Below are 20,236 nucleotides of genomic sequence, written 5' to 3'. Positions count from 1 at the left end.
GGTCCGCCGTCCGTCCCCGTCGGTGCGGACCGGTGCGCGGCCCGGCGGGGGGGGGGGGGCGCCCCCCGCGCCGGCGCCCCCCCCGGCCCGGGTGCCCGACCTGCTCGCCGCCGCCGAGCTGGGGCCGCTGGACCCGCTGCAGCAGGCCAACGCCAGCCGCCTGCGGGCCAAGGCCTCGTCCATGACCGACCCGGGGCTCGGCGCGGTGCGGCCGTTGCTCGACGCGGCGGGCCGCCTCAGGGAGCTCGACCCGGCTGCCGCGCGGGAGACCTATCTCGCGGCGTTCGGCGCGGCCATCTGGGCCGGCCGGCACGACGAAGGCGGCCGCCGGCGGGTCGCCGAGGCGGCCCGCGACCTGCCACCCGGCGACGAGACGGCGGGGGTCTTCCTCCACGCCCTGGTCACCTGGACCACGGACGGCCCGGTCGCCGCCTTCCCACTGCTGGCGCAGGCGCTGCGCGCCCTCACCGAGGACGAGGACCTGGCCGTCCTGTGGCCGGCCGCGAACGCCGCCGTGGAGCTGGGCGATCTCCAGGCCTGGCTGGACATCACCGACCGGGCGGTCCGCTTCGCCCGGACGACGGGCACGCTGTCGGTCCTCTCGACGGCGTTGCCCTACCGGGCGGCCTCACTGGGCTACGCGGGGCGCTTCGCCGAGGCCGAGGACGTGCTGGCCGAGGCCGCGGCCGTCGAGGAAGCCGCCGGAGTGGCGACGCGCATGGTCTCGACAGCCCTGATCGGCGCGTACCGGGGACGGGAACGACCGGCCCTGGAACTGATCGAGGCGATGGAACGGGACGGCGGGCAGCGCGGCCTGGGCCGGCTCACCGCCATGGCGGCGTGTGCGCGGGCCGTACTCCACAGCGGCCTGGGCAACTATCCGCTCGCCGTGGAAGCGGCGCTCCGGGGCGGGGAGTACCAGGACCTCGTCGTGCACCACTGGACGTGCAGCGAGCTGGTCGAGGCCGCAACCCGGGCCGGCCACCCGGCCGTTGCCGCCCGGGCACGCGAGCGGCTGGCCGACTGGGGCCGGGCCGGCACGCCCTGGGCCCTCGGCGCACTGGCGGTCGCCGACGCCCTGACCGGAGCACCCGGGCAGGCCGAGGACCACTACCGGGAGGCCGTCGACCACTTCGGCCGGGGCGGGCTCGGCGTGTTCGAGGCCCGGGCCCGGCTGCTGTTCGGCGAATGGCTGCGCCGGCAGAACCGCAGGGCCCAGGCCCGCACCGAGCTGCGTGCGGCGCACGAGGCGGCGGCGGGGATGGGCATGGAGGCGTTCGCCGAGCGGGCCCGCCGCGAGCTGCTGGCCACCGGCGAGACCGTCCGCAAACGGACCGTCGGCGCACCGGTCCTGACGCCGCAGGAGGCGCAGATAGCCCGGCTCGCGGCCACCGGGCACCCGAACGCGGAGATCGGCGCGCAGCTGTTCCTCAGCCCGCGCACGGTCGAGTGGCACCTGCGCAAGGTCTTCGCCAAGCTCGGGATCTCCTCCCGTCGCGAGATCGCCGGGGCGTTCGCCGACCGGTGATCGCCGGGCGCTCGGTGCCGGGAGGGGATGCAGACAGGGGGAGCCGGGAGGGGACGCCGGCAGGGGGAGCCGGGAGGGCGTGGACGGGGGACCGCCCTCCCGGCGTTCAGGGGCCGTTGTCCGCCGGCCGGAGCACTCCGTCGGCTGGAGCACTCCGTCGGCCGGAGCGCGCGGCGGGGCCGGTCAGCGCGTGGTCAGCGCGTGGCGCGAGCGGCCTTCTCGATGACACCGGCCACCAGGCCGGGGTGCGACACCGCGACGGAGTGGGACGCGGCCACCTCGGTGGTGTGGGCGTGGGCGCGCTGGGCCATGAACCGCTGGGCGGCAGCGGGGATGTTGAGGTCCTCGGTCGTGACGACGGCCCAGCTGGGGACGGTCTCCCAGGCGGCCGCGGTGGCCTGCTCCGTCAGCGCGGCCTGCGCGACGGGCCGCTGCGCCGCGGCCGCCAGCGCGGCCCGGTCGGCCGGGACGTCGGCGGCGAACTGCGCCCGGAACCTGTCCTGCCGGATGTACAGGTCGGTCCCGGTGCTGCCGTCGGGGAGCGCGTACGGCACCGGGTCCAGCGTGCCGGACAGGGTGGAGCCGGGGAACCGGTCGGTCAGCTGCAGCGCGGACTCGCCCGGTGCCGGCAGGAACGCGGCGACGTAGACGAGGGCCCTGACCCGCGACTGGCCGACGGCGGCCTCGCTGATGACCGAGCCGCCGTAGGAGTGGCCGACGAGGACGACCGGGCCCTTGATGTGGTCGAGCAGGCTGCGCAGCGCGGCGGCGTCGGAGGCCGGGCCGCGCAACGGGTTGGCGGCGGCCACCACCGGGTAGCCGTCGCGGCGCAGCTCGGCGGCGACGCCGTCCCAGCTGGAGCCGTCGGCGAACGCACCGTGCTCCAGGACGACGGTCGGCTTCGGGGCCCGGTCGGCCGCCGGGTCGCGGGTCGCGGCGTTCGCGGCGCCGGCGACGGCGAACGCGCCGACGGCCGCCGTGCCGACCAGGGCGGCGGTGGCGGCGGCGAGCCGGTGCTTGCGGCCGTTCTCAAAGCTGAACACGGGGAGATCACGCTCCAGGAGGTTCGGACGATGCGGTGGATGGGGCGGTCCTCACTGTCGCCCGTGGTCCGTCCGGGGCACATCGGTCATCTGACTCTCCATCCGGCCCCGACTTGCCCTCGTCCTGATTCAACGTCAAATAACTGACGCCGAAACCGGACTGAGCGCGGTCGTCAGACCTGCTCCTCGGTCCGGCTCAGCGCGTCGCGCAGTGCCGCCCGGGTCGTGATGCCCAGCTTGGGGAACACGCGGTACAGGTGCGAGCTGACCGTGCGCGGCGACAGGTGCATCCGCTGGGCGATCTCCTTGTTCGTCAGCCCGCCGGCGGCCAGGTCGGCGACGCGACGCTCCTGCCAGGTCAGCGAGTCCAGGTTCAGTGTCGAGGCGCGGGGCGGGGTTCCGGTGGCGCGCAGTTCGGCCCGGGCCCGCTCGCTCCAGCCGGCCGCCCCGAGCCGCTCGAACGCCTCCGCCGCCGGGACCAGGTACGGCCGCGCGGTGGCCGGCCCCTGGACGTGGCGCACCCGGATGCCGTGCGCCAGCCGGATCCGGGCCAGCTCGAACGGGAAGCGGCCGGCGTCCGGGTGGGACTCGGCCCGCGCGAACATCTCGGCGGCCTCCCGCTCGCTCTCGGCGGTCATCGCCAGCGCGCCGTAGGTGATCAGCCCCAGGCGGGGTGACACCTCCGGCAGCCCGGCATCACGGGCGGCGAGGGCGTGCGCCCGGGCCTGCTCGACGCGTCCGGTGTGCCGGGCGGCCTCGACGAGATCGAGCAGGGTCCGCGAGGCCTGGTACGCGTAGGGCCGGAACGTGCCGGGCTGCGTGATGCCGATGGCGTAGAGGTAGGCGGCCTCGTAGTCGCCGGAGCCCAGCGCGGCGGTCGCGCCCGCGGAGTCGGCGATCTGGGTCAGGAACCCCACTCCGCGCGGGCGGGCCCAGGCGTCCACCTCGGCCTGGAGGTCCCGCGCCCGCCCGGTCTGTCCGCGCAGCGCCGCGAGTTGGGCCAGGTAGGCGCGGCTCTGGGCGGCGAACAGGTGGTGGCCGTGCTCGGTCGCCAGGTTCAGGCCGCGCTGTCCGGTCTCCTCGGCCTCGGCCCACTCGCCGACGGCCAGCTGGTCGAGCATGATCTGGTGCAGCATGACCATGCCGGTGGCCACCGCCCCGGTCTCCAACTCGCGGTCCACGACGCGCTGCAGGTGCGGGCGGTACCGGCTCAGGACGTCGAGGTGGTACGCGGCCGCGCCCAACCGGGTGACGTCCCAGGGTTCCAGGTCCGGCAGGTCGGCGGCGGCCTCGCGCACCGGCCCGGCCCAGTCGGCCCCGTGCCTGGTCACATCGCTCCAGGTGGCGCCGTAGAGGCGCGAGCGTTCGGTGACGAGGCCGCCCATGGAGGCGAGGAGTCGGTGCGTGCTCTCCCAGGTCGCGCGGTCGCCGCTGTACTGGCTGACCGCCAGCAGGACGATCACCAGCCGGGTGAGGACCTCTTCCGGTTCGGCGCTGCCGGCCGGGGTGCCGGCCCTGCCGGCCGTGGAGCCGGCCGTGGGCACCGTGGCCTTGCCGGACGTGGGTGCGGCGGATTCGCCGGCCGTGGGCGCGGCGGCCCGGTCGGCAGTCGCGACGGCGGCCGCCCCGCCGTCCCGCAGCTTCTCGATCGCGGCCGAGACCCGGCGGTGGGTGGAACGCACCTCCCCGTCCTGGTAGAGCGCCTGGTAAGCGGCCGCCAGCACCGAGGCCGGCGACTCCGTCGAACCGGGTGCGAGCTCCGCCCGGACCAGCCGGTGGGCCTGGCCCAGGCGGGCGGCGTGGCTGGCGACGAAGGCCGCGTCGGCCAGCCGCCGCGACCGGCCGGCGGGGTTCTCGCTGAGCTCGGCGGCCCGGGTCAGCCAGCTCACGGCCGCCAGCGCGCCGCCGCGCCGGGTCGCCGACTCGGCCGCCGCCTCCAGGACGTCGGCGACCTCCTCGTCGGGATCGAGCGTTGCCGCTGCCAGGTGCGTCGCCCGGCGTTCGAGCTTCTCCCGGTGCACCCGGGCCAGCGCGAGGTGTGCGGCGCGGCGCTGGTTGGGAGTGGCCATCTGCACGACGGCGGAACGCACCAGCGGGTGGCGGAAGACGAACTCGCCGGTGGTCACCGCGAGGTCCAGCAGCCCGACGGCCACCGCCGCGTCGGCGTCGCGCATGGCGTAGCGCGTGCCCGGGACGGTGTCGGTGCCGCTCGGGGTGCCGGCGCCGTCGAGCGCGCCCTTCAGCAGCTCGGCCCGCACCCGTTCGTCGAGGGCCGCGATGCGGGCACCGAACAGCCGTTGCAGCCGCCGCGGCAGCGGCACGCCGTGCTGACCGACGAGTTCTTCGGCCGCGAGGTCGCCCCCCGGCCGGCCGGCGAGGTGGGCGGGCAGCTCCAGCAGGGCCAGCGGGTTGCCCCGGGCCTGTTCCAGGACGAGTCGGCGGACCTGTCGGCTCAGATCCGGATACTGCCGGTCCAGCAGGCGTGCCGCGTCCTCGTCGGCGAGGGCGGCGACCGGCAGTTCGGGCAGCGCGGCGGTGTCGAAGCGCGACGCGACGTCGGTGCGGACGGAGACCAGCAGCCGCACCGGGCCGCCGGCCAGGCGCCGGCCCACGAAGCCGCAGACATCGGCACTGGAGTCGTCCAGCCACTGCCCGTCGTCGAGGACCAGCAGCAGCGACCGCTGCGCGGCGGAGCGTGTCAGCAGGCCGAGAACGGCGATGCCGAGCGTCATGACCGACGGCGGCTCGCCCCGCACCCCGCCGAACACGGCGTCGAACACCGCCCGGGTCCCGTCGTCCAACCGCGCGACGTCGCCGAGCAGCGGATGAACGAACTGGTGCAGCCCGGCGTAGGGCAGCGCGGACTCCGCCTCGACGCCGGCGGCCCGGATGACGACGTGGCCCTCCTGCTCCGCCAGCGCGGCGGCGTGACGGAGCAGCGAACTCTTGCCGACCCCCGCCTCCCCCCGCAGGACGAGAGCCTGGCCGGTGGCGGACTCCACGAACGCCGCGAGCTCCGCCTGCTCGTCCCCGCGGCCCACCATCGTCGTGGTGACGGATTCCATGCCCGCCCCACCCCTTCCTGATCTCGCACTCACCGCGCCGCAGCCCCCGGGAGGCATGCCGCGCGACGTCCATCCCGACCGTGCCGACGACCGGTCCACCCGGCGTCTTCGTTCTGCTGCGGCCGGACTTCCCCCCGACGTCGGTCAGCTGCCGAGCCCGGCCGCGCGGGCCATGTGAGCGGCGTACCACGCCGGCCAATCCGGGTCCGGGCGGCCGGGCCCGCCCTCGTACGCGCCGTGGGCGAGCGCGGCGTCGCGCAGCGCCGACTCGAGCTCGCCCGCCGAGCGGTAGACCACGTGGCCGACCCGGCCGGGGCGCCGGGTGGTGACCTCCTGCATCACGAAGGTGTTGCCGTCCGGGTCGCTGAACGAGGCGAACGAGCCGTACGACTGCCGCGCCGGGTGCGGGCCGGCGACCCGCCCGGCGGTGCCGGCGTGGTGGAAGACCCCGCCGGCATCGTGGAAGACCTCACCGACCTCGACCCCGGCGACCGCCAACTCGGCCCGGGCCGCCACGATGTTATCCACGATCAGATGCACACCGCGCTCGGAGCCCGGCGCCGCGTCGGTCACACCGCTGCCGATGACGATCGACGCGGCCGAACCGGGCGGGGTCAGGTGCACGACCCGGAAGCCGCCGGAGCCGGAGACGTCGACGTCCTCGCGGAACCCGATCCGGGTGTAGAAGTCCTTGGCCCGGTCCACGTCCGAAACCGGGATGACCACGACCTCGATCTTGAATTCCACCAGCGTCAGCTCCTTCGCCGCTGTGGATGCCGGTCCGCATCCACCGATCGGCTGATCGCCCATCACCGATCACCCCTCACCGATCACCGATCACGATGCCGGGACTGCGGGCCCGTCGAGCCGGTGCCGAACCCTGGCCGGCACCCGGGCCCGTGCCTGGGCCCGTACCCGGGCCGGGGGCGACCAGTGCCCGGCACCGGCTCGACGGGGTGCCGCCGCCGGGGAGTCTGGGGCAGCCGTTCAGGACGCCGCCCGCAACCAGCCGGCCCGCCCCCGACGCGCACCTCCCCCGATCCACACGAAGGGAAGACCACCATGGCCGTCACCTACACCGCCACCGTCGACGTCACCGGCGAGGGCCGGAGATCCCTGGCGGTTACCTGCACCCGGGCGAGACACCGAGCCAAGGTGCGGCTCGTGAGGTCAAGGAAGAGCTCGCATCACCCCACTCGTCGGTCGACTTCTCGTCGTGGACTGGGCGCCCCATCCGACCGAGGGGGACAAGTTGCTCTTCGTCTTCGACGGAGGCGTCCTGCCAGCCGAGGAACGCGCCCAGATTACCTTGGACGGAGTGGAGATCGGCGAGTTCGCCTTCCACGGCTCGGATCAGATCGACAGTCTCCTCATCCCACGACTCGCCCGCCGCGTTCACGTCGCACTGGAGGCCCGATCACGCGCGGAGACTGCGTATCTGGAGCACGGCGCGCACCGTGGCGGCAGCGACATGTAGGGGCCAAGATGATGACGCCCTGCAAATAGGGGCGGGGACGGTTGCGCTGGCGTGGCAGGCCCCCGTCACAGCAGGACCGGCAAGGCAACCAGGCCGCGCATCAGTCTCGTGTGCCGCCACTCCAACTCCTCCGGGGGCACGGCGAGGCGGAGTCGGGGAAAGCGGGTGGCGAGGGCGCGGAGTGCGATCCCGGCTTCGGCGCGTGCCAGGGGCGCGCCGAGGCATCGGTGGATGCCGTGTCCGAACGCGAGGTGTCCTCCGGGCTCGCGGTCAAGGTCGAGCTGGTCCGGTTCGGGGAAGCGGGCGGGGTCGCGGTTTGCGGCGCCCGGCGCGATGAGCACGGGTGACCCTGCGGGAATCTCCGTCTCACCCAGCCTGATGGTCTCGGTCGCGAAGCGGAACGTGGCCATGCTGACGGGGGAGTCGAGCCGGAGCAGCTCGTCCACGGCTGTCTCGACCAGGCCGGGGTCGTCGCGCAGGCGGTGCAGCGATTCCGGGGCCTGGAGCAGCGCCAGGAGGCCGTTGCCGATCAGGTTGGTGGTGGTCTCGTGCCCGGCTACGAGAAGGAGCACCGCAAGGGAGACCAGTTCGTCCTCGCTGAGCCGGTCCCCGCCGTCGCGGGCCCGGATCAAGTCGCTGAGCAGGCTGTCGTCGGGGGTGCGGCGCTTGGCCGTGATGAGGTCGGCCAGGTAGCCGGCGACGGCGTGCGAGGCGGAGTCGATCCGTTCGGGCTGTCCGGCCGCGAAGAGTTCGTTCGACCAGGTGCGGACCGCCGCGCGGTCGGCGTCCGGAACTCCCAGCAGTTGGCAGATGACGGCGACGGGCAGCGGTACCGCGAGGGCCTCGATGGCGTCGGTCCGCTCGCCCGGCACCCACGCGTCGAGCAACTCGTCCGTCACGCGCGCGATGTACGGGCGGAGCAGGGCAACGGCCCCTGGAGTGAACGCTTTTGCCACCAGGCTTCGCAGCCGGGTGTGCTGCGGCGGATCGGTCGCCAGCATGCTCTGCGACACGGCCGGGTGCAGATTGCGCCCGGTCTCCTTGCCGGCGAAGAAGCGCGCGGTGTCCTTCGACAGGCCAGGGTCGGTGAACGCCGCTCTGGCTTCGGCGTAGCCGGTGACGAGGTAGCTCGACTGCCCTGCTCCACCCGGCACCTTCCGGACCGGCGAGGCACTCCGGAGTGCCGCGAAGGTGGGGTACGGGTTCCGGAAGAAGCCCGGGTCCTGGAATGGGTTGCTCATGCTCGTCCCTGTGCCGTTCCGTGTGTCGATGCCTCGCACGAGGCTGTCCGGACGATCTCGCCTGCGGCCTGCGCCCGTGCCTGCGCTCGTGCCTGCGCCCGTGCCACCGAGCGTAGCCAGCTGCGGAGAGGGCTGCGGCGGGCGCGGGCCCGGGCAGCTTTGCCTCTGGCGCTTCGGCGCCGCGTCAGTAACATGAGTGCTCCTCATATTCTCGTTCAGGAGGCAGCCATGCCGGATCGTCTCGACCTGCCGGCGGGGTTCCGCTGGGGTGCCGCCACCGCCGCCTACCAGATCGAGGGGGCGGTGGACGAGGACGGGCGTGGGCCTTCGGTGTGGGACGTGTTCGTGGCCCGCCCCGGGGCCGTACGAGACGGGCACACGGGCGCGGTGGCCTGCGACCACTACCATCGCTACCCCGAGGACATCGCCCTGATGAAGGACCTCGGGCTCGATGGCTACCGCTTCTCCATCGCCTGGCCCCGCATCCAGCCCACGGGCGCCGGCCCTGTGAACGCCGCCGGCCTCGCCTTCTACGACCGCTTGGTGGACGCCCTGCTCGAAGCCGGCATAGAGCCGCTGCCCACCCTCTTCCACTGGGACCTGCCCCAGGCGCTCGAAGACCACGGCGGCTGGCTCAACCGCGACACCGCCTACCGCTTCGCCGAGTACGCGGGGACCGTCGCCGACCGGCTCGGCGACCGCGTCCCCGCCTGGATCACCCTCAACGAGCCTTTCGTGCACACGGTGTTCGGCTACGCGATGGGCATCCACGGCCCCGGCCGCGCCCTGATGTTCGAGGCCCTCCCCGCGGCCCACCACCAACTCCTCGGCCACGGCCTCGCCGCCTCGGTGCTCCATGAGCGAGGGCTGAAGGTGATGCTCTCCAACAACCTCACCCCCGTGGAGCCGGCGTCCGGCTCCGCCGAGGACGCGGCCGCAGCCCAGGCCTACGACGCCCTGCACAACCGCCTGTTCACCGACCCCGTCCTCCTCGGCCGCTACCCCGACCTCTCCGCCCTCGGCGTCCCCGACGACATCTACGGCGCCGTCCACCCGGGCGACACCGACCTCATCCACACCCCCGGCCTCGACGGCCTCGGCGTCAACTACTACAACCCCACCCGCGTCGCCGCCCCCACCGACCCCGGCCTGCCCTTCGACCTCGTCGACATCCCCGACGTCCCGCACACCGCCTTCGGCTGGCCCGTCGTCCCCGACGGCCTGCGCCGACTCCTCGCCCACCTGCGCGAGTCGTACGGCACCGCCCTCCCGCCCATCACCATCACCGAGAACGGCTGCTCCGTCGAAGAGTCCACCGATCCCGACCAGCCCCGTATCGACTACCTGGCCGCCCACCTCGACGCCCTCGCCCAAGCCGTCGCCGAAGGCGTCGACGTCCGCGGCTACTACACCTGGTCCCTCCTGGACAACTTCGAGTGGGCCGAGGGCTACCACCAGCGCTTCGGCCTCGTCCACGTCGACTTCGCGACGCAGCGCCGCACGCCGAGGGCGTCGTACGCGTGGTATCGGCAGCTGATCCGTGTGCATCGGGAGCGATTCGCGAAGTAAGATCCCCGGCGCTGCGGCCTTCAACTTAACTGGCAGATAGTGTACTTGGAAGGAGTGGTGACTTAGAGTTAAGACTTCCCTATAATGACAGCCTGTTCGACGCGCTGAAGGGTTCAGTCAAAGATTCGGCCTCGTCCACGTCGTCTTCGAGACGCAGCGGCGCACGCCGAGGGCCTCGTACGCCTGGTACCGCGACTTGATCGCCGCCCGCCGGGCGAAGGCCGTGGTGCGGTAGCGGGGCCCGGGCGCGGAGGGCTCTATGTCCCGGGGCGTTTGTGTCGCAGCAGCAGTTCGTCGAAGAACGTGTCGAGTTTCGCGGTGATGTCGGGTTGGGTGAACTCGTGGCCGCCGAATCGGTAGATGTCGTACCCGCTCAGGCGGAGTCGGCGGTCCTCGGCCACCATCTCCGCGTAGAGGCGCGGCGATGCGTTGCGCTGCGAGTCGGCGTAGTGGTGGATCCCGTCCACCTCGATGACGATGCGGGAGCGGTCGGGGGTCAGGAGTAGGAAGTCCATCCGTTGTCTGGGCAGAGTCGGGGTGTGACCGGGGGTGCGGCGCGTGTATGGGTCGGAGTGCAGGTAGACCTGGGGAATGAGGGCCGGGGTGTCGGGGCCTTGTGCGTGCCCGTAACGGGAGCAGTAGGTGCGGAAGAGGATCTGCTCAGGCCCGGAGTCGAGTGAGGCGAAGAGGCGGGCGTAAAGCTGATGGGCGGAGTCGATTCCGACGGCGGGGACCTGGTGGAGCTCGGCCCACCAGGTCACCATCTGGCTCCAGGTTAGGCCGTTGGGCGGGAGTTGGTGATCGAAGACGAGGCAGTTCTCCGCGTTCTCGACGATTTCCACGTCATTGTTGACGGCGTCGCGGAGGACGATCTTCGGCTTCGGTCCGACGGCCGCGAAGATCAGGTTCTTGAACCTTCCGGTAGTGGACTTCCGGAACTGCGCCTCGTACTCGGCTTCCTCGATCTCTTCCAGCACGTCCCGAGACGGTCCGAAGAGCCCTTCCATGCATTCTCGTCGGGCTGCCCAGCCGCCACCGCCGGACATTCCTTGGCGGCGCCAGTAGTCGTAGAAGGAGGAGAAGTTGCGGAACGGTAGGCGCGGTGGCTCCAGACCGAGCCTCTCTAGGACGGCACGGTGGGCCTTGATGGCAACCACAACCGAATCGTTGTTCATCCGCTCGCCACCGCCCGTGCCGTAGGCAGTGAAGTCCTCGTGGAGCAGCCTGGTCAGAGCAAGACCGACTTCGAGGTCTGTTCGGTCCGTGAGGGGGCCGCGACGCAGTTCCTCCAGGAGAGGCACGTCGAGGGCCCATGCCCAGTGCTCGCCGAGCCAGCCGGTCGGCCGGCTGTTGAAGAAGTCCTCCGGGTCCACCTGTCTGCTCCTCCCGCACCCTCCCGGAATGTTCGCACGTGAGACCGACAGTTAGACCAGAGTGCCTGCTTTGGGCGACACTGGAGGTCCAACCCCCCTTCCATATAGTGGAGTTTGCGGCATCTGTTGAAGGTTTTTTGACGGGCTAGGGCAAGCTGGTCGTCGATGCCTGTGTGCCGGTGGCTACAGTGCCCCGACTACGCCCTTGTAGAAAGCACGTGAGATCCCATCCCGTTTCGGGAGTGAGGCGCTCCTCGCCCTCCGGGCCGATTCCGAGCTGGCGGGCGAGTGCGCGGGCATGCAACTGGGTGCTTGCCTCGATGAGCTGAGCGTAGGTGTCGGCGGCACCCCGAGTGCGACGCCAGGCGGTGGCCGCCGTGACACAGGCGATGACGAGACCGGGCCACCAGATCGCCGTGAGCGAGAGGTAGAGCAGCGACCAGCCGGCCAGGGTGGTGGCACGTGTCAGGGCCTCACGGGCTCCGTTGATCTCGGTGCGTTCGACTTCGGGCAGGGTGCACCACAGCGATGGCCAGACGACTCCGAGATCAAGGCGGTAGGCCTCTTCGAGACGGACCATGACGGCATGGATGCGGTCACCGGTCCATGTGGGACGCTCGGGTTCGAACTCTGAGATGAGAGTGATCCGTTGGTACGCGGCATCGAGGAGAACGTCTCGCTGGAGCGCTACCTGGCCGGCCCTACCGGATTGCGGATCCGACCGGGCGGCTAGGGCTGTGCGGCGTGCGGCCGCGTTCCATTCCTGTGCGTAGGCGGCCCGTTCGCGTTCCCACCTGAGGCGCCGCCTGTGGACGCATTGTCGAGCGATTTGCCGTAGCGGCGGCGGCCAGGATTCCCATCGGCCCGCCAGCACGACGTACTCGCACGCTGAACCTAGGGCTTGGGCGACAAGACCAGCCGCAGCGGAGGCAAGTAGAAGTGCCGCCATGGCGACGGCCAGTCCGGGAAAGCCAGCCACCTTGATCGCGGTTGTCCAGTGCTTCACCTGGCGCACCAGTAGAGCGAGATCTATGGCGTGGCTGTAGCCGAGCATCCGGGCGGCTGCGACGGCCGACACGAACAATGCGCCCGGAAGAACCAGCAAGGACAGCCAGCGTTCCGCCAATTTGCTGCTGAGTGTTGCCCACAGGCCGCCCATGTCAGAGCAGCGTCTGGCGCAGCGCCAGGCCGTCGATGGCACAGGTTGGAGTGGGAGTGGTCGGATTGGGTCGGTCGTACCGGCTGCAACGTCCGGTTGGGCAGATCAGGAGAGCCTCCCTTGGCCGGGAGGCCACGGCTCCGGCGAGGCGCAGACCACTCGCCGGGGATCGGTTGTGGCCGTGTACGCCCAGGGCGTCACCCGCCGCCTGTAGGGCGACATGGAGGTTGTTCAGGGCAGTGGTGACGCCCTCGTCGGTACGTACGGCTTCTAGGAGGTGGTCCAGCGGGTCGGTGTTGGGTTCCAGAGCTTCGCGGATCCCCGCCGTATCCCCGCAGATGTGGGCGAGCGCGTCCGCAAGCTGGTCTTCTGGCCCGTTGGTCATTCACCCTCCCAGGAGTTGGCGATCCCACTCGCATGGCGCTCTCAGTAGCCGTTGACGCATGGAGCTAGCCCAGGAGGACAATAGCGTAGGAGTGCTGGTAGTGATGTCGGTACGTATGGACGGCTCCGTCAACAGCGCATGGCAGTATGATCACTGACATAGACTCAGGTCGGCGTTGTTCGGATCACTGCCCGGCTGGCTGTCATCGTCGTCGGGGGCCGGATGTAGCACTAGCCGGGAGCAGCCTTGTACCGCGACCACCTGAACACTGCGATGGGGCAGCTGAGTTCGATCCGCTTGGCCGATGATCCCAGGGTTGCGCTCGGTCCCGAGATCCTCGCGAACGCGCAGCTGCTCAAGCAGAGCCTGCGGAACGGTGAGGGCAGCGTCGAGGGGTGGCTGGTGCTGGGATGGGTGCACTTTTACCGCATCAGGGCTCAGGAGTCCGGGGCCGGTCTAGGCGACTGGATCGCCGCCGCCGAGGCGTTCGCGCCCTGCTTTATCGCTAATGTAGAGCCCCTGCCCGAGGTCTTGCTCCCCGTCATTGTCGACCATGCTGCGAACAGTGCGGCATCGACGCTCGGGAAAGTCGACCGGTCCAATGTTGGCATGGTTGTCCGATTGTGGTACCGCATCGCTGCGGCCACCGCGCCTGATGACCCCATGCGAGCCCGACGCCTGTCGCAGCTGAGCATTGCCCTGCAGCGACAGTTTGATCTGCTCGGTGACCCAGCGGACCAGGATGCTGCCCTTGCTTTCGCCGAGGAGGCGGTGAAGATCACTTCAGCGGATCATTCCCCGCTCGCGGAGATTCTGTTCAACGCAGGATCCTTAGCATGGAGCAGGTTCGTTCGGACCCAGGAGCCTACTGATCTCGACAAAGCCCTTGACTGCATGCAGCAGGCGGTGATTGCGGGCCTTCCTGAGTCGCCGATCCGAGGAGAGGCTTTGACGACCCTCGCGGTGGCTCTACAGGAACGCTTCCAACGCCGCACAGACCCATCCGACCTCGATGAAGCGATTGCTGTCTTCAGGCAAGCAGTTGAGGCTCTCCGGGCGGGAGAGCCGGGGCACCGCACTGCGGTGATGCTACTGAGCCAGGCACTGCTGGACCGATTCAGATCTGCTGGCGCGTCAGCAGATCTGAAGGAATCCATCGGTGTTGCTCGGCAAGGCGTAGACCGAGCTATCCGGGACGACGCCCTCGCTCCGAGCCTGCCCGCGAATCTCGGTGAGGTGCTGCTGATTGCTTTCGGATATAACGGGAACATGGATGACCTGGACGAGGCCATCTGCAGACATCGGCAGGCGATGGAACTCGCAAACCCGGAAGACCCGGCATTTGCCGGGTACCTGTCCAACCTCGGAGTTGCTCATCGGATCAGGTTTGAGCAATCCGGGAAGGCGGAGGACCTGGCTGAGGCCGTCCTGCTGAGTCAACGTGCGGCTAACAGAGCGCCGACCGACTCGCGGTTGCTGCGCGCGATTCTCGGCAACCTCGGACACGCCATGCAGACTAGCTTCGAAGCTGGCGGAGCGGTACAGGACATCGACGATGCCATCGACGCCCTGGGGAGAGCCCTGGAGGTCACTCCGGTCGGACACTCCGAGCGACCAGCGGCGCTGTCCAACTACGGCAGCGCGTTGCAGGCGCGGTTCCGGCTGACAGCGGTGTCCACCGACATGGAGCTTGGCATCGAAGCTCTGCAGGAGGCGGTCGAGCTAGCGCCGAACGGTCATGCTGAGCGCGCGAACCACCTGTCTAATCTCGGCATCGCATTGAGTACCCGGTTTCGGTTCTTTGGAGAAGCTGCGGATCTGGAAGCGGCGATCGGTTTTGGGGAACAGGCAGTTGAGGCGGCACCGGAGAGCCACCCGGGCCTGCCAGGCTACTTGGCCAACGTGGCCCTCGCCCTGGCCGAGAGATTCCGGCGGTCTGGCACAACGGCGGACCTGGATGCCGCGATCTTGTACGGAGAGCAAGCTGTCGCGGCCACTCAGTCGGACCACCCGGACCGACCCAGGTACCTGTCCAATCTCTCGGGAGCATTGCAGACGAGATTCTGGCGTGCCGGTGCGGAAGCAGACTTGGAGGCGGCGATTCAGGCGAACGCCGAGGCCATGCGTCGTGCGGTGGCCGGCCACCCGGATCGTGGGTTGCTTCTGTCCAATTATGCGATGTCCTTGGAGGCCAGGTACGGGCTCAGCGGCGACCTACGGGACCTGGATGACGCCGTCGAGCTGCTCAGGGAGGCTGCGGATGTCACGCCGGTCGGCCACCCCGACCGCGCATGGTTCATCTCCAATCTCGGAGGCGCACTGCGCTCGAGGTTCAGCGCTACCGGTAATCCGCGTGACCTCGAGTCCGCGATTGAAGCCGGCCGGCAGGCGGTGGCATCCAGTTCGGCGGAGCAACCCTCCCGGACGGCTGTGCTGGCAAATCTCGGGATCTCCCTGGAAGCCCAATTCCAAGCGACGGGCCGTGGCAGGGAGGAGGCCGTCAACGCCTTCGAGGAGGTGCTTAAACTCACCTCAGGTGCGCCGTCCACTCGGATTCGCGCGGCGAGGTCGGCGACGGCACTGCTCGCTGAGTCGGAACCTGCCCGGGCGGCCGAGCTGCTAGCTGCCGCAGTCGAGCTGTTGCCGATCGTCGCAGAACGGTGGCTCAGGCGAAGCGACCAGCAGCACGAACTCGGTGAAGTGTCCGGGCTCGCCAGTGATGCCGCGGCGCTGCTGCTGAGTTGCTCGGGCTCGGAATCGCCTGCCTCTCCGGTGCTCGACCGAGCACTGGTCGTACTGGAGGCGGGGCGTGCGGTTCTGCTCGGCCAAGCGTTAGAGAATAGGACAGACCTGACAGCCCTTAGGCAAGTCCACCCACGCATGGCCGATCGGTTTGTTCAGCTGACCGACGTGCTCGACTCCGATGTTCCTTCGCCGCCAACTGCGGCCGCCGAGGCTTCAACGCGCGTCGGCGCGCTGGGAGCGCCGCAGCCACTCGGCAGGCATCGGGCGGCTTTGGACCTTCGCGAGCTTATCGACCAGGTGCGCGACTTGGGCGGCTTCGCGGATTTCCTTCGTCAACCGTCTGCCGAGGACCTGATCAAGGAAGCTCGGTTAGGCCCCGTCGTAGTGTTCAACGTCAGCAGGTACGGCAGCGATGCCATCGCGGTCACGGAGAACGGTGCTGGCAGGGTCCGCCTCGGTGGACTTGACGCCGAGTCGCTTATCGCCCGGATCAATGCCTTTTACGCCGCTCTTGCCACGGCCGGCGACCCGCAGGCTACCCGAGGCGAGAGAGTCCAGGCGCAACGTGATTTGTCGGCGGTCCTGGAGTGGCTCTGGGACGTTGCCGCTGAACCGGTTCTCACGAGCCTCGGCCTGAACTCCCTGCCGTCCCCCGATTTGCCGATGCCGCGCGTCTGGTGGCTTCCAGGTGGGGTCCTCGGACTCCTGCCCCTCCATGCCGCGGGGTACCACCGAGATGGGCGGGATAGCCGCACCGTGTTGGACCGTGTGATCTCCTCGTACGCGCCGAGTGTGCGTTCGCTGCGGTACGCCCGGAGAGCCACGCGCGGAGTCTCGACCGTCGACCGTTGTTCGCTGGTCGTGGCTATGCCTGTCACACCCGATCTTCCGAACGGAGCCCCATTGAGTAGGGCTGCGGCCGAGGCTGACTGGGTGGGTGCTCGCCTGCCCTCCCCGCGGACCTTTATCGGCACAGCACCTCCTGGCGGCGGTGCCGGCGCTGATGGCCCGACGCGAGAGAAGGTCCTCGTTGCGCTGGAGCAGAGCGCCATCGTTCATTTTGCCTGTCACGGGATCACCGACCGGACGGATCCATCACGGAGCAGGCTCTTGCTCAGCGACCACCAATCCGCCCCGCTGACCGTGGCGAGTCTCGCTCGGATCAATCTTGGCTCCGCAGAGCTTGCCTATCTCTCGGCCTGCAGCACCGCGGCGAACACAAACACCGATCTCATAGATGAAGCCATCCAACTAACCAGCGCATTCCAGTTGGCGGGCTTCCGGCATGTCATCGGAACACTCTGGGAGATCGATGACACCGTCGCGGAGCAGGCCGCGAGGTCGTTCTACGACATGCTCGGGGACGAGTCGGGCGACCTTGACATCCCGCGATCCGCTGAGGCCCTCCACCGGACGGTGCACAGGCTGCGGGACCGATACCGTGCTGCACCGTCGCTCTGGGCCGCATACGTGCACTCCGGTGCATGACGCCGGAGACCGGCGCGGATCAGGACCTGGTTCAGGTGGGCTTCAGGACTCGGCGCCGAATGTCGAAAGCCTTGTTCGGGCTGTACAGAGAGTGGACTGCGGCGCATCGCGTGTCGAAGGCCGGGTCGCGCTCACGCAGAGGTGGTCGAGAATTGCCAATGGCTTCTGCTGACAAGACGGTTGATGGTCGCCGTTGCTGCATGTCTAGAATGACAGCCTGTTCGACGGGCCGAGGGCTACCACCAGCGCTTCGGCCTCGTCCACGTCGACTTCGCGACGCAGCGCCGCACGCCGAGGGCGTCGTACGCGTGGTACCGCGAGGTGATCGCGACCCACCGGGCGCGACACGGGAGGTAGGCCTTGCGACGGTCCCGGGTCAGGCAATGCGGATCAGCATCGCCTGACAGGGCCAGTGGCAGGACAGTAGACGGAGATTCCGGCCGCACAAAAGCGACCGCCCCGCAGGCCCGTCTGGACTGTCCGCCGGAGGCCGCGGTCGCACATCGGCTATGTGCGAAATGAGCGGCGACTGTAGCGACGTCGCGACATGCGACGGGTCGATACACCACTCAAGCAGACGTGATGCACAGCGAATGGTCCTGCTGCGGGCCTTCGGGGAAAGATCGTTGAGCGGGTGCGGGGGCTGGCTACGGCCCCGGCCGTGCCGCTGGAACTTCTATCCGTGTCAGCGCTGGTCGCGGCGGCGGCGTCGGGCGGCGCGGAACTCGTTGTCGGCGACGCTGTCGGCGAGTCGGTTGGCCTCGGCGGAGGCATAACCGAGGCGGCGGCGGAGCGGATGTGCTCGTGCTGGGCCGAGCTGTGGCCCTTCGTCGGACGATAACGCCGCGGCCGCCCCACCCGTTCGAGGGAACCACTCCCGGTGGGACCACCCGAACAGTCAGGACCGCCTGGCCTGTCATTCGATCGCCGATCGGCCGTCGTGCATCATATCGGAATCCGTTGGCCGGGGCTTTGCGATGGGCATGTCCGTCGTGGGCTCCCGAAGCCGCCCGGTCGCTGTCGTGGGGGAGTCGGACCAAGGCCAGCATATGGTCGTTTTTTGATCTTCTCTTGGGTATGTTCAAGCGTCGACGGTCAGTTGCGGACATGTAATGGCGCCCGGAGTCCTGATGCGCTGGGGTGGGGCAGCACCACCGGTACAGCAGGCAAGGGAGCAGGCGTGGGCGACGTGGTGGGCCGGAGATCATCGGGCAAAGACGCGGCTGCCGGCCAGGGGCAGGGCTGCCGGGGTGTCACGGTGGGTGTGGGGGCGGTGGAGGAACGCTTCCGGGCGCTGTTGGAGGCGGCGCCGGACGCGATGGTGATCGCGGACGACGCGGGGGTCATCACGCTGGTCAATGCGCAGACGGAGGCGCTGTTCGGCTATCCGCGTGAGGAACTGCTGGGGCGTCCGGTGGAGTTGCTGGTGCCGACGCGGTTCCGGGGTCAGCATCATCGGCATCGCGACGAGTACGCGGCGAACCGGCAGGTGCGTCCGATGGGGGCGGGGCTGGAGCTGTACGGGTTGCGCAAGGACGGCACGGAGTTTCCGGTCGAGATCAGTCTCAGCCCGCTGGAGACGGCGGACGGTCTGCTGTTCTCCGCTGCCGTACGCGACGTCAGCGACCGCAAGGCCGCCGAAGCCCGCATCAACGAGCTTGCCGCGCTGGTGGAGTCCTCCCAGGACTCCATCCTCGCCAAGACCCTCGACGGCCGCATCACCTACTGGAACGCCGCCGCCCAGTCGCTGTACGGCTACACGGCCGCCGAGGCGCTCGGCCGCCATGTGGCCATGCTGGCCCCGCCCGAGCACCGGGAGGAGATCACCAAACTGCTGAAGCGGCTGGGCGACGGTGAGAAGGTCGAGCACTTCGAGACGCTGCAGGTCCACCGCACCGGCCGGCTGATCGACGTGGACGTGACCCTGTGGCCCACCCGGACCGCCGACGGTACGGTGACCGGCGCCTGCGCCATCGTCCGCGACATCAGCGACCGAAAACGAGCGGAGGAGGAGCTCACCGCGCTGTACGAACAGCAACGGCACATCGCCCTCACCCTGCAGCGCAGCCTGATGGGCACCCCGACCGCCATTCCGGGCCTGGCCACCGCCAGCCGCTACCTGCCCGCCACCCAGGGTGCCGGGGTCGGCGGCGACTGGTTCGACCTCATCCCCCTGGGTGCCGGCCGCGTCGGCGTCCTGATCGGCGACGTCATGGGCCGCGGGCTGGAAGCGGCCGCCGTCATGGGACAGCTGCGCTCCGCCGCCCACGCGTTGGCCAAGACCGGTATGGAACCTCGCCAGCTGATGCAGGCCTTGGACGCGGCCGTCACCGACCTGGAGCTGCCCGACCAACTGGTCACCTGCTGCTACCTCGTCATCGCCCCGGACGCCGGCGAGGTCACGATCTGCTCGGCCGGGCACCTGCCCGTCCTCCTCGCCGCCCCCGGAGAGACCATCCGGGACCTGCCGGCCCCGGTGAGTGCCCCGCTGGGCGTCGGCGGCATTCCCCACCAGCAGGCATGTCTGGCCGTACCGCCCGGTGCCACGCTGCTGCTCTACACCGACGGCCTGGTCGAGACCCCCGGCGGCGACATCGAGGCCCAGATCACCGAGCTGGCCGCGACCGTCGGCCACGCCTTCGCCGGGGACGGCGGACTGGAAGCCGTCGCCGACCACGTCCTCGCCGCGGTGCTGCCCGACACCGACGGCCACAACGACGACGTTACCCTCCTACTGCTGCAGCTTCCCGCCGCCCCGCTGGCCACCGCCACCGCCGACCTGCCCGCCATCCCCTCCTCCGTCGGCGAGGCCCGCGCCTTCCTCACCAAGACGCTCACCGCCTGGGGCTGCGCCGAGCGAAGCGCCGATACCTGCCTGTTGCTGTCCGAAATTCTCACCAACTCCGTCCAGCACGGCCGGGGGCCGATCGAACTGCAGCTGCGCCGCACCAGCACCGAACTCACCGTCGAGATCAGCGACCACAGCCCCCAGCTGCCCCACCCCCGCCTTGCTGCCAGCGAGGAGGAGTCCGGCCGGGGGCTCATCATCGTCGGCACCCTGGCCGACGGCTGGGGGGTCCGCCCCAGCGGCAGCGGCAAGACCACCTGGTTCACCGTCCAGCTCTGAGCGGCCCGCCGGAGGTGCGCGCGTGATCGCGCCGCG

General features: G+C 70.2%; 12 protein-coding genes and 3 pseudogenes. 8 read left to right on the top strand and 7 right to left on the bottom strand.

The features are described 5' to 3' along the window. Window positions 1–91: 91 nt before the first annotated feature. Window positions 92–1,528 carry a LuxR C-terminal-related transcriptional regulator gene (locus tag ABZ885_RS04035; protein ID WP_360183095.1) on the top strand — a complete coding sequence of 479 codons (1,437 nt, stop codon included), beginning with the start codon at window positions 92–94 and terminating at the stop codon, window positions 1,526–1,528. Window positions 1,529–1,722: 194 nt separating this feature from the next. Here the strand turns inward: ABZ885_RS04035 and ABZ885_RS04030 are convergent, their stop codons facing one another. The 3 genes from ABZ885_RS04030 to ABZ885_RS04020 all read right to left on the bottom strand — a co-directional run bounded on the left by ABZ885_RS04030 (window position 1,723) and on the right by ABZ885_RS04020 (window position 6,383). Then, window positions 1,723–2,517: an alpha/beta hydrolase gene (locus ABZ885_RS04030; protein ID WP_360183103.1), complete on the bottom strand. Its 795-nt coding sequence runs from the start codon at window positions 2,515–2,517 to the stop codon at window positions 1,723–1,725. 227 nt (window positions 2,518–2,744) lie between these two features. Further along, window positions 2,745–5,636, bottom strand: coding sequence for an AAA family ATPase (locus tag ABZ885_RS04025; RefSeq protein WP_360183093.1), 2,892 nt, complete (start codon window positions 5,634–5,636; stop codon window positions 2,745–2,747). A gap of 144 nt (window positions 5,637–5,780) precedes the next feature. Further along, window positions 5,781–6,383 (bottom strand): VOC family protein, encoded by a 603-nt coding sequence (locus ABZ885_RS04020; RefSeq protein WP_360183091.1) that lies wholly within the window; start codon window positions 6,381–6,383, stop codon window positions 5,781–5,783. Between the two features lie 26 nt (window positions 6,384–6,409). On the opposite strand from ABZ885_RS04020, the pseudogene ABZ885_RS04015 reads away from it, so the two are divergent. Further along, window positions 6,410–6,790 (top strand): annotated as a pseudogene (locus tag ABZ885_RS04015) (hypothetical protein); the annotation flags it as partial. Window positions 6,791–6,852: 62 nt separating this feature from the next. Then, window positions 6,853–7,113 carry a hypothetical protein gene (locus ABZ885_RS04010; protein WP_360183089.1) on the top strand — a complete coding sequence of 87 codons (261 nt, stop codon included), beginning with the start codon at window positions 6,853–6,855 and terminating at the stop codon, window positions 7,111–7,113. Between the two features lie 65 nt (window positions 7,114–7,178). Here the strand turns inward: ABZ885_RS04010 and ABZ885_RS04005 are convergent, their stop codons facing one another. Continuing rightward, a complete protein-coding gene (locus ABZ885_RS04005; protein WP_360183087.1) occupies window positions 7,179–8,354 on the bottom strand; it encodes a cytochrome P450 in 1,176 nt (391 codons plus the stop codon). A gap of 228 nt (window positions 8,355–8,582) precedes the next feature. Between ABZ885_RS04005 and ABZ885_RS04000 the strand changes: the two genes are divergently transcribed. Next, on the top strand, window positions 8,583–9,923 hold the full coding sequence (locus ABZ885_RS04000) for a GH1 family beta-glucosidase (RefSeq protein WP_360183085.1): 1,341 nt from the start codon (window positions 8,583–8,585) through the stop codon (window positions 9,921–9,923). A 151-nt stretch (window positions 9,924–10,074) separates the two neighbouring features. Beyond that, a pseudogene (locus tag ABZ885_RS03995) lies at window positions 10,075–10,158 on the top strand (hypothetical protein); the annotation flags it as partial. A gap of 22 nt (window positions 10,159–10,180) precedes the next feature. Here the strand turns inward: ABZ885_RS03995 and ABZ885_RS03990 are convergent. The 3 genes from ABZ885_RS03990 to ABZ885_RS03980 form a co-directional block, all read right to left on the bottom strand. Continuing rightward, a complete protein-coding gene (locus ABZ885_RS03990) occupies window positions 10,181–11,296 on the bottom strand; it encodes a hypothetical protein (RefSeq protein WP_360183083.1) in 1,116 nt (371 codons plus the stop codon). Window positions 11,297–11,441: 145 nt separating this feature from the next. Then, on the bottom strand, window positions 11,442–12,455 hold the full coding sequence (locus ABZ885_RS03985; protein WP_360183081.1) for a hypothetical protein: 1,014 nt from the start codon (window positions 12,453–12,455) through the stop codon (window positions 11,442–11,444). Window position 12,456: 1 nt separating this feature from the next. Then, the gene (locus ABZ885_RS03980) at window positions 12,457–12,840 is read right to left on the bottom strand and encodes a hypothetical protein (protein ID WP_360183079.1); all 384 of its coding nucleotides are present in this window, start codon (window positions 12,838–12,840) and stop codon (window positions 12,457–12,459) included. A 246-nt stretch (window positions 12,841–13,086) separates the two neighbouring features. On the opposite strand from ABZ885_RS03980, the gene ABZ885_RS03975 reads away from it, so the two are divergent. From ABZ885_RS03975 to ABZ885_RS03965, 3 genes and pseudogenes are all read left to right on the top strand, one after another. Then, window positions 13,087–17,073, top strand: a complete 3,987-nt coding sequence (locus ABZ885_RS03975; RefSeq protein ID WP_360183077.1) for a CHAT domain-containing protein — start codon at window positions 13,087–13,089, stop codon at window positions 17,071–17,073. Between the two features lie 276 nt (window positions 17,074–17,349). Beyond that, window positions 17,350–17,430, top strand: a pseudogene (locus ABZ885_RS03970) (hypothetical protein); the annotation flags it as partial. 907 nt (window positions 17,431–18,337) lie between these two features. After that, on the top strand, window positions 18,338–20,200 hold the full coding sequence (locus ABZ885_RS03965; protein ID WP_360183101.1) for a PAS domain S-box protein: 1,863 nt from the start codon (window positions 18,338–18,340) through the stop codon (window positions 20,198–20,200). Window positions 20,201–20,236: the final 36 nt, after the last annotated feature.

This window comes from Kitasatospora sp. NPDC047058, assembly GCF_040643935.1.
Lineage (GTDB): Bacteria > Actinomycetota > Actinomycetes > Streptomycetales > Streptomycetaceae > Kitasatospora.
This window is presented reverse-complemented; position numbering and strand designations above follow the sequence as displayed.

Bases quoted from the DNA above. Each gene is read 5' to 3' on its own strand.
- ABZ885_RS04000 (WP_360183085.1), top strand. From the start codon at position 8,583: ATGCCGGATCGTCTCGACCTGCCGGCGGGGTTCCGCTGGGGTGCCGCC.
- ABZ885_RS04005 (WP_360183087.1), bottom strand. From the start codon at position 8,354: ATGAGCAACCCATTCCAGGACCCGGGCTTCTTCCGGAACCCGTACCCC.
- ABZ885_RS03985 (WP_360183081.1), bottom strand. From the start codon at position 12,455: ATGGGCGGCCTGTGGGCAACACTCAGCAGCAAATTGGCGGAACGCTGG.
- ABZ885_RS04025 (WP_360183093.1), bottom strand. From the start codon at position 5,636: ATGGAATCCGTCACCACGACGATGGTGGGCCGCGGGGACGAGCAGGCG.
- ABZ885_RS03980 (WP_360183079.1), bottom strand. From the start codon at position 12,840: ATGACCAACGGGCCAGAAGACCAGCTTGCGGACGCGCTCGCCCACATC.